Genomic DNA, 13,968 nt, shown 5'->3' with positions numbered 1-13,968 from the left:
ATGCAACTAGTTGCATAAACCCCTCGGGGTCCTCTACAACTACGGACATGAGCCGTTACCCCCATCTGCTGCGCCCGCTCGAGCTGGGCTTCACCACGCTGCCGAACCGCGTCCTCATGGGCTCGATGCACGTCGGCCTGGAGGAGGCCGACCGTGGATTCGAGCGGATGGCGGAGTTCTACGCCGCCCGGGCCCGCGGCGGAGTGGGGCTCATCGTCACCGGCGGCATCGCCCCCAACGAGGAAGGGCGGCAGTACGAGGGCGGCGCGAAGCTCACCACCGAGCAGGAGGCCGAGCGGCACGCGACCGTCACGGCCGCCGTGCACCGCGAGGGCGGCCGGATCGCCCTGCAGATCCTGCACTTCGGCCGCTACGCCTACCACCGCGACCTGGTCGCCCCCAGCCCCCTCAAGGCTCCCATCAGCCCGTTCATGCCCCGCGAGCTCACCGACGCCGACGTCGAGCGGACCATCGACGACTACACCCGCACCGCCCGCCTCGCCCGCCGGGCCGGCTACGACGGCGTCGAGATCATGGGCTCCGAGGGCTACCTCGTCAACGAGTTCATCGCCGCGCGGACCAACCACCGCACCGACCGCTGGGGCGGCTCCTACGAGAACCGGATGCGCTTCCCGGTCGAGATCGTGCGCCGGGTGCGCGAGGCCGTCGGCGAGGACTTCGTCATCATCTACCGGCTGTCGATGCTGGATCTCGTGCCCGACGGCTCGACCCTGGACGAGGTCGTCACGCTCGCCGGGGCCGTCGAGACCGCCGGGGCGACCCTCATCAACACCGGCATCGGCTGGCACGAGGCCCGCATCCCCACCATCGCCACCTCCGTACCGCGCGGCGCCTACGCGTTCGCCACCAAGAAGCTGATGGGCCGGGTCTCCATCCCTCTCGTCACCACCAACCGCATCAACACCCCCGAAGTCGCCGAGCAGTTGCTCGCCGACGGGTACGCCGACATGGTCTCCGTGGCCCGTCCGATGCTCGCCGACCCCGACTTCGTCGCCAAGGCCGCCGCCGGCCGCCCCGAGGCCATCAACACCTGCATCGGCTGCAACCAGGCCTGCCTCGACCACACCTTCAGCGGCCAGATCACCTCCTGTCTGGTCAACCCGCGCGCCTGCCACGAGACCGAGCTGGTGCTGTCCCCGACCCGGCGGCGCAAGCGGGTCGCCGTGGTCGGCGCCGGACCCGCCGGGCTCGCCTGCGCGGTCTCGGCCGCCGAACGCGGCCACCTGGTCACCCTGTTCGACGGGGCGGGCGAGATCGGCGGACAGCTCAACGTGGCCCGCAAGGTCCCCGGCAAGCAGGAGTTCGGCGAGACGCTGCGCTACTTCCGCCACCAGCTCGACGCACACGGCGTGGACGTACGGCTGAACACCCGGGTGAGCGCGGACGATCTCGCGGAGTACGACGAGACCGTCGTCGCCACCGGCGTCACCCCGCGCACCCCCGACATCCCCGGCGTCGGCCATCCGCGCGTCCTCGGCTACCTCGACGTGCTGCGCGACGGCGCACCCGTCGGCGACCGGGTGGCGATCCTCGGCGCCGGCGGCATCGGCTTCGACGTGGCCGAGTACCTCACCGACGGCGGTGACAGGGCGAGCGAGGACCCGGCGGCGTACTTCCGGCTCTGGGGAGTCGACATGGACCAGCGCGCGCCCGGCGGACTCACCGCGCCGCAGCGGCCCGCGCCGCCGCGCACGGTGCACCTGCTCCAGCGCAGGACCACCAAGGTCGGTGCCGGGCTGGGCAGGACGACCGGCTGGATCCACCGCACCGAACTCAGGCACCGCGGGGTCACCATGGTGCCCGGTGTGCGCTACGACCGGATCGACGACCGGGGCCTGCACATCACCGTCGACGGCGTGAGCACGGTCCTGGAGGTGGACACGATCGTGCTGTGCACCGGGCAGGAGCCGCGACGCGACCTGTACGAGGAACTGGTCGCCGCCGGGCACCGCGCGCACCTGATCGGCGGCGCGGACGAGGCCGTCGAACTCGACGCCAAGCGCGCCATCAAACAGGGCACGGAACTGGCGGCGGCCCTGTAGGAGGCAACCGGTAGCGGCCCCGGCGGGGCCGGGGCGGACGTGCCTCCTGTTCCTAGGATGATCCCCATGTCACTTCCGCACGCGATCCTCACCGCCCTGCTCGAAAAGCCGTCGTCGGGGCTCGAGCTGACGCGCCGCTTCGACAAGTCGATCGGCTACTTCTGGTCGGCGACGCATCAGCAGATCTATCGCGAGCTGGGAAGACTGGAGGCCGACGGCCTCATCCGCGGCCTGCCGGCGAAGGAGCCGACCCGTGGGCAGAAGAAGGACTACGAGGTACTGCCGGCGGGCCGCGCGGAACTGGCCCGCTGGACCGCCGCCTCCCAGGAGCCGAAGCGGCACCGCGACGCCCTGCTGCTGCGGCTGCGCGCGGCGGCCGTGGTGGGCACCGCGGGCCTTCGGGCCGACCTGGGGCGCCATCTGGAGCTGCACGAGCGGCAGTTGGCGGAGTACCGGGAGATCGAGGAACGCGACTTCCCGCCCGGCAAGGACAGTCCCGAGGACCGGTTGCGGCACCTGGTCCTGCGGGCCGGTATCGACCTGGAGACCTTCTGGACGCAGTGGTTCCGGCACGCGCTGGACGAGTTCACCGAACTGCCGGGCCAGGACCTGGAGTGAGGGCGGTCGGCCCCGGTGGGGCGGTCGGAACCGGTGCGGCCGGGAGGGGCGGTCAGAACCGGGACGGCTTCGAACGGCGGCGCAGCACCCACCCGGTGGCGAGCACGGCCGCCCCGACCAGGGTCCCGCCGACCGCTAGCGTGAGGGGACCGTAGTCCTTGACGCCCCCGCCCAGGCCGCCCAGCACGCCCCGGGTCGGCACCGCCGTGGGTGCGATGTTCGGCGCGTAAGGTCCGACATTCGGCGCGTAAGGTCCGACATTCGGCGCGTACGTGGGCACGGCATTCGGCGCGTACGTCTGCCGGGACTTGGGAGCGGCCGTCGCGGTGGCGCGGCCGCCGGTGACGGCGATGGTCTGCGTGCCCGCCATGATGTTGTTCGCGCAGACGACGGCCACGGTGTAGGTGCCCGGGCTCACGCTCTGCCAGGCGGCGGACTGGCCGCCGGCCGTCCCGGTGAGCGCCACTTGACGCCCCTGGGTGAAGTTCGTCTGGCCCGGGGTGAGCAGCGAGGCCGCGCCCCAACGGCCGCTGACCTGGCTGCACACGCTGGTCGTCACGGACACTGTCGAGCCGTTGGCGGTGACGGATATCCCGGTACCGGCGGCGTCGGCTGGGCCGGCGGCGAGACCGAGTGCGAGTACGGCGGCCGTCGTGGCGACGGCTGCGGAAAGGGAGGGTGGCTGAGTGTGGCTCATGGGACTGTCCTCCGACGGCACGGTCGGCGGACCATCCCATGTGCCGCCGGAGATAGGGGATTCGCCCGTGCCGCCTCGGGGACAGCCAACGTCCCGCGGAGGCCGCCCGCATGCGGGGCGCGTCCGTACGGGTGGGCGCCGCCCGGCCGGTCGACGCCCGGTCGGGTGCTTCGGGCCGATCGATGGTTAGCGCGCTGTCGTATGCCCGGGGCTGCCGGTCGTCGTCGCGTGGTCGGGTGCTCCGGGCTGGCCGGTCGTCATCGTCCGGACGGGTCTTGGGGCTGGCCGGTCGTCATCGCCCGGACGGCTTTTGGGGCTGCCCGTTCGTCGCCGCCCGGGCGCGTCTTGGGGCTGCCCCGTTCGTCAGCGCCCGGACGGGTGCTCACGGCTGCCCGGTCGTTACCGAGCACTCGGGTGAGAAGCCGCCCCAGGTGCCGTCCGGGAGCATCGCCCGGATCCGCACCCGGTGGCCGACCCCGGCCTCACGCCCCAGGTAGAAGCTGTACGAGGCCTTCTCGCGCGGTGCCGTGCCGCCCCAGACGAGTGACGTGGCCGGCTGTCCGTCCAGCTGGATCTGGTACTGCGTCACTACACCGTCCGTGCGCGGCGGCACCCAGGTCAGATCGAGGTAGTACGCCCCGTCCGCCTGGTGGGTGGTGGCGCGGAAGGAGGACGGTGCGGTGGCCCGGCCGTCGTCGGAGCCCGGCGCGGTGGTGAGCCGGACGGCGGCGCCGGCGGGGGAGAGGTTGTCGGCCGCGTCGCGGGCCCGCACGGTGAACGCGTAGGAGGTGCCCGGCCGCAGGCCGGTGACCACCGCGGCGGTCTGGCTGCCGCCGACACTGTGGATCTTCGCTCCGCCCTGGTAGACGTCGTAGGACACCACGCCCCGGTCGTCCGTCGAGCGGGACCAGGACAGTTGGACGGCCCGGCTGCCCACCGCCCGGCCGCGCACGTCGAGCGGGCGGCTGGGAGCCGAGTGGTCGGCCGCGGCGGCGGCCGGTGTCGTCGCCCGCACAGACCGGCTGCGCGGGCCGAGCCGGCCGTCGGTGCCCCGCGCCCGTACGGTGAAGACATACGTGGTCGACGGGCTGAGCCGGGTGACGTCCACCATGTTCTCCCGGGCCGGTACGGCCTTCACCTTCGTGGTGCCGCGGTACACCTCGTACCCGCCGATGTCCGAGGCCGCGGGCAGCCCGTTCCACATCACGTGCACGCTGGTGGCGCTCCCCGCGGCGGCGGTGACGCCGGTCGGCGCGCCGGGCAGCCGGCCGCCCTCCCCGTCGTCCGCGACACTCCGGCCGCAGGCGGCGAGCAGCGCCAGCGCGCCGCACAGCACCACGACACGCCCGGGCGCGCGGAGACGGCGGGAAGCGGGAGCGGGAACGCGTCGCACGGGTCTGCCTCCCGGGAACGGCGGCGTGGACGGCCCGGACGCCGCACGGACAATGGTCCGGACCAATATGGCGCGTTGACGGGAGCGCATCAAGGGGGCCGCGGTTGGTGGGAGTCGCGGGGCGTTACGTATGCTGAAGTTCCTTCCGGGCTGAACCACCCTGTACAGCAGGGGAGTTCATGCTGTGGCGCGGGCAGCTGTCGTCGCTGCCTCCCGCGTCGTCACGGGCGGCCCGGGGGCCGGTTCGGCATGGATCCAGGTCCCCGGCCGTCCGATGGGCGGTGCGGGCCATGCGCCGTCCGTTCCCCTAACGTGGGCCGCGCGACGGTTTTCTCCGCAATTCACCCCCTTGGGGTGAATGCCTGCCAATGTCCCCGAGGAGAGGGGCCCCATGGTGCGTGCCCAGTCGCTGACGCTCGTTGCGGCGAGTGCCGCCCTGCTCGCTCCCACGACGCTCCCGACCCCGACCGTGCCGTACGCGTACCGCATCCGGGGGGAGCCCGCGGCGCGCACCCGGGCGGAGCCCGCGGCGCACGGCGAGCGCGCTGTCCAGGCCGCCGACCTGCTGGCCAGGGTGCGGGACTGCACACGGGTCTCCCGCGGCCGCTACCGCCTCGACGCCGGGCGGCCCGCCACCGTCCCGGTGTGCGGGCTGCCCGGCGCCGTCTTCTGGAAGGCCGACATGGACATCGACTGCGACGGACAGCCCACCGTCCGCTGCAACCGCCGCACCGACCGGCAGTTCTCCCCGACCGCGGCCTACGAGCAGTCCAACGGCCGCCGCCTGGACGCCGCACGGCTGCCGTATGTCGTCCTGCCCGCCCCGAGCGGCATCTGGGACCACCGCGCCCACGACGTGGGCGGGGGATCGGTCGCGGCCGTCGTCTACCGGGACCGCGTGCAGTACGCGGTCGTCGGCGACATCGGGCCACGCGAGATCATCGGCGAGGCCTCCTACGCCACCGCTCGGCGCCTCGGCATCCCCGCCGACCCCAACGGCGGCGGGGTCCGCTCCGGCGTGACCTACATCGTCTTCGAGCACTCCCGGATCAGCTCCATCGAGGACCACGCGGCCGCCGTGGCCACCGGCGAGAGGCTGGCACGCCGACTGGTGAACGGCGGGACAGCTGCGGCACAGGCGGACGACCCGCGCCTTCCGCCCCGCGCCGCCCCGGACGCTCCTCACACCTTCCGGTAGCCGTACGCCTCCGAGGCCGCCGCCTCCACGGCGTCCAGGTCGGCTCCCGCCGCCGCCGTGACCACCGCGGCGACCGCGCCCTCGACGAACGGGGCGTCCAGCAGCCGTGTGTTCCCGGGCAGTTCGTCACCCTCGGCGAGCAGCGCCTTCACGGTGAGCACCGCGCTGCCGAGGTCGGTCAGCACGGCCACCCCGGCACCCCGGTCCACGGACGCCGCCGCGGCGGAGACCAGTTCCGCACTGGTGCCCAGCCCGCCGTCCTCCCGGCCGCCGGCCGCGGCCACCGGAACGCCCGCCGCCCCGCCCGCCAGCCCTCTCGCCAGCTCGACCACCGAGGACGCCACCTCGGCGCTGTGCGACACCAGCACGATCCCGACCACCTTCTCGCCGCTCACGTCACGCCTCCGCCGCGGCGGCGTCGGCCAGTGCCGCGATCAGCAGGGCGGACGAGGTGGCCCCCGGGTCCTGGTGCCCGATGCTGCGCTCACCCAGATAGCTCGCCCGGCCCTTGCGGGCCAGCAGGGGTGTGGTCGCCTCGGCACCCGCCTCGGCGGCGGCGCGGGCCGCCGCGAAACCGTCACCGAGCGCGTCCACCGCCGGAACCAGCGCGTCGATCATGGTCTTGTCGCCCGGCGCGGCCCCGCCCAGCGTCATGACCCCGTCCACCCCGGCCCGCAGCGCCTCGGCGAGCTGCTTCTCGCTCACCTCGGCGGCGTCCCCGAGCGCCTTGCCGGTGCGCCGCAGCAGCGTCCCGTACAGCGGCCCCGACGCGCCGCCGACCGTCGAGATCAGCTGCCGCCCGGCGAGGACCAGGATCGCGCCGGGCGTCTGCGGAGCCTCCTTCTCCAGCGCGGCCCGCACGGCGGTGAACCCGCGCTGAAGATTGCTGCCGTGGTCGGCGTCCCCGATGGGCGAGTCGAGGGCGGTGAGCCATTCCGCCTCACGGGCCACGGACGCGGCGGTCGCCGTCATCCAGCGGCGGAAGAAGTCGGCGTCGAGCACTGGATCTCCCTTGCGTGGTAGGTACGGTCGATGGGTTCGCCGACTCACCGGCCCCAGCGCAGGCCCGGTGTGCTCACCGGCGCGTCCCACAGCCGCAGCAGTTCCTCGTCGATCTGGCACAGGGTGACCGAGGCGCCGGCCATGTCCAGGGAGGTGACGTAGTTGCCCACCAGACAGCGGGCGACGGCCACACCGCGCTCGGCGAGCACCCGGTGCACCTCCGCGTTGAAGCCGTACAGCTCCAGCAGCGGGGTCGCACCCATGCCGTTGACCAGCAGCAGCACGGGATTGCGCGGGCTCATGTCCTCCAGGATCGCGTGCACCGCGAAGTCGGCGATCTCACCCGAGGTCATCATCGGCCGCCGCTCCCGGCCCGGCTCGCCGTGGATGCCGATGCCGAGCTCCAGCTCGCCGGCCGGCAGGTCGAAGGTGGGACTGCCCTTGGCCGGGGTGGTGCCGGCACTCAGCGCGACGCCGAAGCTGCGGGAGTTCTCGTTGACCTGCCGGCCGATCGACTCCACCCGCTCCAGCGGCTGCCCCTCGTCGGCGGCGGCGCCCGCGATCTTCTCCACGAACAGGGTCGCGCCGGTGCCGCGCCGCCCGGCCGTGTACAGGCTGTCGGTCACCGCAACGTCATCGTTGACCAGCACCTTCGCGATCTGGATGCCCTCGTCCTCGGCGAGTTCGGCCGCCATGTCGAAGTTGAGCACGTCGCCGGTGTAGTTCTTCACGATGAACAGCACGCCCGCCCCGCTGTCCACGGCCGCCGCCGCCCGCAGCATCTGGTCCGGCACCGGCGAGGTGAAGACCTCCCCCGGACAGGCCGCCGAGAGCATCCCGGGCCCGACGAACCCGCCGTGCAGCGGCTCGTGCCCCGATCCGCCACCGGAGACCAGGGCGACCTTCCCCGCCACGGGCGCGTCCCGCCGCACGATCACCCGGTTCTCCACGTCGACCGTCAGCTCCGGGTGAGCCGCCGCCATACCACGCAGCGCGTCCGCCACCACGGTCTCGGCGACGTTGATGAGCATCCTCATGGGTACCTCCTGGTGATCTTAACAAGTGTGGCCGCGACCTGCGTTTTTGCTGGTCAGAGCGCATACAGGCTGTTGTTGATCTTGGCGGTCCGTGGCGGTCGAAAGCGGTGTACGGCGGTACCGGCGCTGACTCGGTGCTGACTTTGCTGACGGGGCATCAGGAGACCCGGACGGGCGGACATGGGGAAGCCGGAGCGCTCCTACCGGCAGTATCGGCCTTGCGGCAGCGAAGGTCACCTGTGGCGACCAGTCAGGCGAACGAGAGAACGGGTGCCTACGGGCTTACCGGCCGTTTCTCAGGATCGGCCCGCACCTGCCGACCGGGGCAGGCGGAGCCTGGTCGAGCGCTGAACCTCGGTGCAGCGGCTCTTCCCCCGGGTGGCGTCCGAGTCGTGGCCTGCCGCCTGCTGGCGACGGACTGGCCCGCGAGGTGCCGGCTGCGATGATCTACGCCGCCGCCTCCGGCTGCACCGACCTCGAACGCCGTGGCCGGCCAGGGCCGGGGCTCAGCGCACCGGGAAGCCGCAGGAGTAGCCCTGCTCTTTCAGCCAGGGGAGGATCCGGCGCAGGGTCTCGACGGTCTGGGAGCGGTCGCCGCCCGCGTCGTGGAAGAGGAGCGTCGGCCCGTTGGGCACCTCCCGCTCGACGGTGGCGACGATGGCGTCCGTGCCCGGCCGCTCGAAGTCCCTGGAGTCCACGTTCCAGCCCAGCGGGCGCATGCCCCGGGAGGCCGCCAGCTTGCGGCTGTAGGGGGTGAAGGCCCCGCCGGGCGCCCGGTAGTACATCGGCCGTACGCCCCCGGACGCCTCGGTGATCATGCGTTCGGCGTCGAGTATCTGCTGTGACTGGTAAGCCTGGGACTTGGTGTCCATGGTGGTGTCGTGCGACAGCGTGTGGTCGCACAGCCGGTGCCCGGCCGCGACCACCTTTCTCACGAGATCCGGGTGGGCCTGCGCCTGTGTCCCCACCATGCAGAACGTGGCTTTCACGCCGTACTCCCGCAGCACGTCGAGCACCTGAGGGGTCCACACGGGGTCGGGGCCGTCGTCGATGGTGATGTTGACGCCACGCTCCCCCTTGTCCGAGGCGTGCGCGATGGTCACCTCCACTTGATTGACGTCACTGCCCGGTGTGGCCGACGCGGCCGTCCGAGGCGACGAGCCGCCCACGGCACGGGCCTGCGCGGTCCACACCGAGGCACCGGCGGCCAGTACCGTCACCCCGAGCGCCGCCCCGACCACCTTGCCGTACCAGCCCCGCCCGCCGCCGTGCCGTGCCATGTCCGCCCCGCTTTCTCGCAGTTCCTCGCCGATCCTTGGTCGTCTTCCGACCACTTGGCAGGACGAGGGGCGGCGGCCACGGGATGCGTCCGTTACCGATCACGGACACTTCCGGGGGAGTTCGCGGACAACTGGGCGAGCAGCGGCCAAAAATGGGACCCGGCTGCTCATCGAGCGACCAGCGGTATTGACCGCTGCGGTCGGCTGCTTGCGGAGGCGTCTATCCGCATCAACATGTCTTTTTTCCGGTGGCCGTGCTTGCCACCACGTCGGCGCTGCGCGCGAGTTGGCTGTGGTGGCGAGACCTCGCGCGGCGAGTATCGGCGCAGCGGCGTAGTCGCGTGACACCGACCCGATCCACTGTTGAGACAGCTACGGAGATTTCCATGTCCCGACGTGTTGCCTCTGTCCGTCGTCGCCGGTGTCGTTCTCCTCGGTGGCGCCGGTCCCTTCGCTCTCGCCCAGGCCGGGGAGCAGACTCCGGCGCTGGCGCACAGCACTGCCCGCTACTCCGCTCCCGACGGGGACCGCGATGGCTCGCTGGTCTTCGTCACCGACGTCACGGCGTCCTCCGGTCTCAAGAACGTGAAGGTGCTGGCTTGGCCGCAGCACTCGTCCTTCGCCGAGAAGGGGCTGACTGGATCTCTTGAGAGCCAGCCGTCTGCAAGCCCTCCGGGCCGGACACCGTGCGCTGCACTTACACCGCCGAGGTCACCGGTGCCGACGCCGAGTCGTCCTCGCGCGGTGCCTGGCACGTCGCCGTCCTGGTCACCGCGCAGGACGGCACCACGACCTTGGACATCGAGGCAGCCGACTTCACCGTCCGGTGACCCGGACACGGACAAGGGGTGGCCCCACTGGCCTCGGTCCGGACGCAGCCCAGCAAGGCTGCGTCCTGGACGGAGAGTCGCCCGACGTCATGCCTTGTGCCGCGTGCTGCGCCGTGCGGGGCCTCCCTGTTCAGCGGCCCTTGGACCGCACGCCGTCGGCAATGCGCTTGCCGATCGCCTCGTCGATGTTCGACCAATACGTGAAGGCCCGCTCCAGGACCGGTTCGCTGACCCCGTTGAGGAGGTGCCCGACGACGTTGTCGACAAGACGGTCCCGGGCGGCGTCGTCCAGGACCTGCCGGACCAGTGTGCCGGGCTGCCCCCAGTCGTCGTCCTCGTCGTGGGAGACGTATGCGGCACGGGTGATCTCGCCGTCGGCCGCCCAGCTGGGCGGCGGGCCGAAGCGGGCAGGTTCGGCGGCGGGACCGCCCTTGGAGTTCGGGGCGTACACCGGATCAGTCGTCTTCCGGTATGCCATCGCCCCGTCCTTCGAGTAGCTGTGGACGTCGACGATGGGCGCGTTCACGGGAAGCTGCTGGTAGTTGGCGCCGATGCGGTGCCGGTGGGCGTCCGCGTAGGAGAACAGCCGGGCCAGCAGCATGCGGTCCGGACTCGGCCCGATCCCGGGGATGAAGTTGTTGGGCTGGAACGCCGCCTGCTCGATCTCCGCGTGGTTGTCGGTCGGATTGCGGTCCAGGGTCATCCGGCCGACCGGTATGAGCGGATAGTCACCATGCGGCCACACTTTGGTGAGATCGAACGGGTTGAAGCGGTAGTGCACGGCCTCCGCGTACGGCATGACCTGCACGTACAGCGTCCAACTGGGGAAGTCGCCGTCACGGATGTGCTCGAAGAGATCGCGCATGTGGTAGTCCGTGTCGACGGCGGCCATCTGGTCACCCTCGTGCTGGGTGAAGAACTCAATCCCCTGGTCGGTCTTGAAGTGGTATTTGACCCAGAACCGCTCGCCCTTGGCGTTGAGCCACATGTAGGTGTGGGAGGTGTAACCGTTCATGTGGCGCCAGGTGCGGGGGATGCCACGGTCGCCCATCAGCCAGGTCACCTGATGCGCGGACTCCGGCGAGAGCGTCCAGAAGTCCCACTGCATGTCGTTGTCCCGCAGGTTGTTGTCCGCGCGGCGCTTCTGAGAGCGGATGAAATGCTGGAACTTCATCGGGTCCTTCATGAAGAACACCGGCGTGTTGTTACCGACCATGTCGTAGTTGCCCACGGTGGTGTAGAACTTCACCGCGAAGCCGCGAGGGTCACGCCAGGTGTCGGGGCTGCCCCGCTCGCCGGCGACCGTCGAGAAGCGAATGACCAGGTCAGTGTGGGTGCCCGGTTGGAATACGGCTGCCATGGTGTAGGCGCTGATGTCCTCGATCACCTCGAAGTGGCCGAAGGCGCCGCTCCCCTTGGCATGCGGCTGGCGCTCGGGAATCCGCTCCCGGTTGAACTGGGCCATCTGCTCGATCAGGTAGGCGTCCTGCAGCAGGACCGGCCCGCCCGGGCCCAGGGTGAGAGAGTGCTCATCACTCTCCACCGGCGCGCCGGAGTCCGTCGTGGTGGCGGGATGGAACTCCGTCATAGGTCTGCCCTTTCGCTGTGCCGGTCTTCCACGCCCTTCCATTCGCGTGACCGTAGGAACCTGCACTAAACGCCTCAAGTCGCACTTTATGAACACCGTCGGATTCGGCACGGAGGGTGAGTCGTCCTCCGGCGAGTGGGGCTCGGAGCGTCGGGTCACCGTGGCCGAGCTGGTGCATAGAACGGACCGATCGGCGCAGGATGTAGCCCCGGCCTTCGTTCCTGGGGGAGGCGCCGTCGGCCGGGAACATGAGGGCGGTACGGAAGTGGTCGGCGATCATGCGCAGCCGTACGTCTGCCTCCGCGTCCGCGCCGCACCGGATCCCGGCCGGCGTGGCGGCCCGTCCAGGATCGGGCGGGTCTCGTCGATCTCGTACAGGTTGTCGACGCCCTGAGCAGGGGGCCATGCTCCGAGCGACCCGTCGGACATGCCCTTAGCGCGCCGGGGCCTCCAGTGCCGCCATCCGGCGGTCGTGGAAGTGGCTGAGCACCAGCACCGAGACGGTGGCCCCGATCAGCGCGCAGAACATGTCCGCGATGCGCACGAGGGATGTGCATCTGACCAGACCGGAGCAACAGGAGCTGGTCCGGCTGGCGGCTAAGTCCGGGACGCCGACTGCTTGCCGTCCGGCGCCGCCCCAACTGGGCCAAGGGGTCAAGGGCATCACCCAGTCCGGCGACGTACGCGCCGCGGGACTGGGCGTCGGCCGCCATCCGCTGCCGGCGGCGGCCGAGTCCATCGCCGACTCCGACAGGCGACGCTGTACTCGGCGCCGTTGTAGCCGGCGGACAGGGATACCCGAAGGCGCTCCCCGTCAGACCAGGGCCGGAAGGCCGAGGATGAGATCGGCGGCGGCCGTCCGGCCGCCCGCGGCGCGCTGGAGCGCGCCGATCCGTTCCGCGTTCTCGTGGAAGGACGGTTCGCTCAGAACCCGAGTGAGTTTGTCCACGACGTCGTCGACGACGATGGTCTCCGGGTGGTCGAGGGTCAGGCTCACCCTGGAGTCCCGGCCGCGTACCGCCTGGTCGTAGCAGTGCGCCCACAGGGGGCGCACGACCAGCGGCTTGCCGAAGTAGAGGCCTTCGTGGAAGCTGTTGCCGCCGCCGTGGGTGAAGAACACCTTGACGCCGGGGTGGGCGAGGACGTCGAGCTGGGAGGGTACCCAGCTCTCGATGCGCAGGTTGCCCGGCAGCTCATCGGCGGTCGGCAGCAGATGCTGCTGTTCCGCCGGCAGCTTCCACAGCACCTGGTGCTCGCCCGCCAGCCGGCGGGCCACCTCCACCAGGCAGCCCACCTGCTCCCGGGTCAGCCGGGTGATGGTGCCGAAGCCCATGTAGACGACGGACGACTGGTCGTCGAGCCACTTGCGCACCGGATCGTCTCCGGTGGTCTCCGGCAGTGGCGGCAGCACCGCGCCGACGAGGCGCATTTTCTCCGGGATGTCGAACGGATAGTCAAGCTCCGCCACCGAGTTGCACAGCACCAGCTCGGCCTTGTCGATCCGCGTCATCGGGTTGGGCGGTGGAAGCCCCAGCTCCTTGCGGAGACGGGCGTCCTTCGACAGCACCTTGCCCATGACCGGGTTGAAGAACATGGCCAGGGTACGGAACTTGAACAGCTCGTTGGCCACCCGCTGCGCCAGGTTCATCCGGCGCGGCAGCCCCGAGTGCGGGACGGGGAAGTCACGCGGGGTGAGCCCCTTGGCGAAGGGACTGTGCGAGGTCAGCACGTTGCTGGGCAGGAACGGCACACTCAGCACGAAGGGGATGCCCCGGGAGACCGCCAGGTCCACGGCGAAACCGCTCATGCAGTCGACGACCATGAGCGTCGGCCGGACCCTGTCGACGATCTTCTGGAGCCGGTGGAACTTCTCGGCCTGGAGGGCGGGCTTGTAGGACTGCTTGATGACGGCGCGGTGGGCCCGGAAGCGGGAGCACTGCGTGACGTCCCGGTAGACGTCGTCGGGCCAGGTCACGGCCGACAGCTCGGGAATCACATCGCCGAGGGAGGCGAACCGCACCGATGTGTGTTCCGCCGTTCTGCGCACGTCCTCCCTGCGGTGCTCGTCGGTGGCGAACCACAGGTCCTCCACGCCCTGGCGGGAGAGTTCACCGGCCAGCACCAACAGCGGGTTCAGCAGGCCGCTCTCGGGAAGACTGACGAACAGGATCGGCCGTCGGGCGGAATCCATGAAGTGCCTTGTGCCTTTCATCGGTGGCCGGCAGGACGGGGGAGCACCTCCCCGGGCGATCCGCATCGCCC

Annotated in this window: 11 protein-coding genes and 4 pseudogenes; 5 read left to right on the top strand and 10 right to left on the bottom strand. The window is 71.1% G+C overall.

Annotated features, from left to right (window positions below):
- Window positions 1-47: 47 nt before the first annotated feature.
- Both ACWEK3_RS12170 and ACWEK3_RS12165 read left to right on the top strand, forming a co-directional pair.
- Window positions 48-2,063 (top strand): oxidoreductase, encoded by a 2,016-nt coding sequence (locus ACWEK3_RS12170; protein ID WP_453249624.1) that lies wholly within the window; start codon window positions 48-50, stop codon window positions 2,061-2,063.
- 66 nt (window positions 2,064-2,129) lie between these two features.
- Window positions 2,130-2,681 (top strand): PadR family transcriptional regulator, encoded by a 552-nt coding sequence (locus ACWEK3_RS12165; RefSeq protein ID WP_453249623.1) that lies wholly within the window; start codon window positions 2,130-2,132, stop codon window positions 2,679-2,681.
- A 52-nt stretch (window positions 2,682-2,733) separates the two neighbouring features.
- Here the strand turns inward: ACWEK3_RS12165 and ACWEK3_RS12160 are convergent, their stop codons facing one another.
- Window positions 2,734-3,378: a hypothetical protein gene (locus tag ACWEK3_RS12160; protein WP_453249622.1), complete on the bottom strand. Its 645-nt coding sequence runs from the start codon at window positions 3,376-3,378 to the stop codon at window positions 2,734-2,736.
- Between the two features lie 382 nt (window positions 3,379-3,760).
- Window positions 3,761-4,771 (bottom strand): fibronectin type III domain-containing protein, encoded by a 1,011-nt coding sequence (locus tag ACWEK3_RS12155; RefSeq protein WP_453249621.1) that lies wholly within the window; start codon window positions 4,769-4,771, stop codon window positions 3,761-3,763.
- Between the two features lie 394 nt (window positions 4,772-5,165).
- Between ACWEK3_RS12155 and ACWEK3_RS12150 the strand changes: the two genes are divergently transcribed.
- On the top strand, window positions 5,166-5,969 hold the full coding sequence (locus ACWEK3_RS12150; protein ID WP_450539897.1) for a glycoside hydrolase family 75 protein: 804 nt from the start codon (window positions 5,166-5,168) through the stop codon (window positions 5,967-5,969).
- Here ACWEK3_RS12150 and ACWEK3_RS12145 read toward each other — a convergent pair.
- The 4 genes from ACWEK3_RS12145 to ACWEK3_RS12130 form a co-directional block, all read right to left on the bottom strand.
- Entirely contained in the window at window positions 5,954-6,364 is a 411-nt protein-coding gene (locus ACWEK3_RS12145; protein WP_390874430.1) for a PTS-dependent dihydroxyacetone kinase phosphotransferase subunit DhaM, read from the bottom strand. The genes ACWEK3_RS12150 and ACWEK3_RS12145 overlap by 16 nt on opposite strands.
- Before the next feature lies 1 nt (window position 6,365).
- Window positions 6,366-6,971 (bottom strand): dihydroxyacetone kinase subunit DhaL, encoded by a 606-nt coding sequence (gene dhaL / locus ACWEK3_RS12140; RefSeq protein WP_376401714.1) that lies wholly within the window; start codon window positions 6,969-6,971, stop codon window positions 6,366-6,368.
- Between the two features lie 44 nt (window positions 6,972-7,015).
- Window positions 7,016-8,008, bottom strand: a complete 993-nt coding sequence (gene dhaK / locus ACWEK3_RS12135; protein ID WP_450539836.1) for a dihydroxyacetone kinase subunit DhaK — start codon at window positions 8,006-8,008, stop codon at window positions 7,016-7,018.
- A gap of 506 nt (window positions 8,009-8,514) precedes the next feature.
- Window positions 8,515-9,288, bottom strand: a complete 774-nt coding sequence (locus tag ACWEK3_RS12130; protein ID WP_453249620.1) for a polysaccharide deacetylase family protein — start codon at window positions 9,286-9,288, stop codon at window positions 8,515-8,517.
- 396 nt (window positions 9,289-9,684) lie between these two features.
- Here ACWEK3_RS12130 and ACWEK3_RS12125 point away from each other — a divergent pair.
- Window positions 9,685-9,867 (top strand): annotated as a pseudogene (locus tag ACWEK3_RS12125) (DUF5707 domain-containing protein); the annotation flags it as partial.
- Between the two features lie 107 nt (window positions 9,868-9,974).
- A complete protein-coding gene (locus ACWEK3_RS12120; protein ID WP_453249619.1) occupies window positions 9,975-10,118 on the top strand; it encodes a DUF5707 domain-containing protein in 144 nt (47 codons plus the stop codon).
- 87 nt (window positions 10,119-10,205) lie between these two features.
- Here ACWEK3_RS12120 and ACWEK3_RS12115 read toward each other — a convergent pair.
- The 4 genes and pseudogenes from ACWEK3_RS12115 to ACWEK3_RS12100 all read right to left on the bottom strand — a co-directional run bounded on the left by ACWEK3_RS12115 (window position 10,206) and on the right by ACWEK3_RS12100 (window position 13,897).
- A pseudogene (locus tag ACWEK3_RS12115) lies at window positions 10,206-11,706 on the bottom strand (catalase).
- Between the two features lie 121 nt (window positions 11,707-11,827).
- A pseudogene (locus ACWEK3_RS12110) lies at window positions 11,828-12,099 on the bottom strand (alanine--tRNA ligase-related protein); the annotation flags it as partial.
- 40 nt (window positions 12,100-12,139) lie between these two features.
- Window positions 12,140-12,238 (bottom strand): annotated as a pseudogene (locus tag ACWEK3_RS12105) (DUF2238 domain-containing protein); the annotation flags it as partial.
- A 282-nt stretch (window positions 12,239-12,520) separates the two neighbouring features.
- Entirely contained in the window at window positions 12,521-13,897 is a 1,377-nt protein-coding gene (locus tag ACWEK3_RS12100; protein WP_453249618.1) for a glycosyltransferase, read from the bottom strand.
- Between the last annotated feature and the right edge of the window lie 71 nt (window positions 13,898-13,968).

The organism is Streptomyces sp. NPDC004721 (assembly GCF_053601495.1).
The sequence above is the reverse complement of the archived record's forward strand: the minus strand, read 5'-3'. Positions and strand labels throughout refer to the sequence as shown.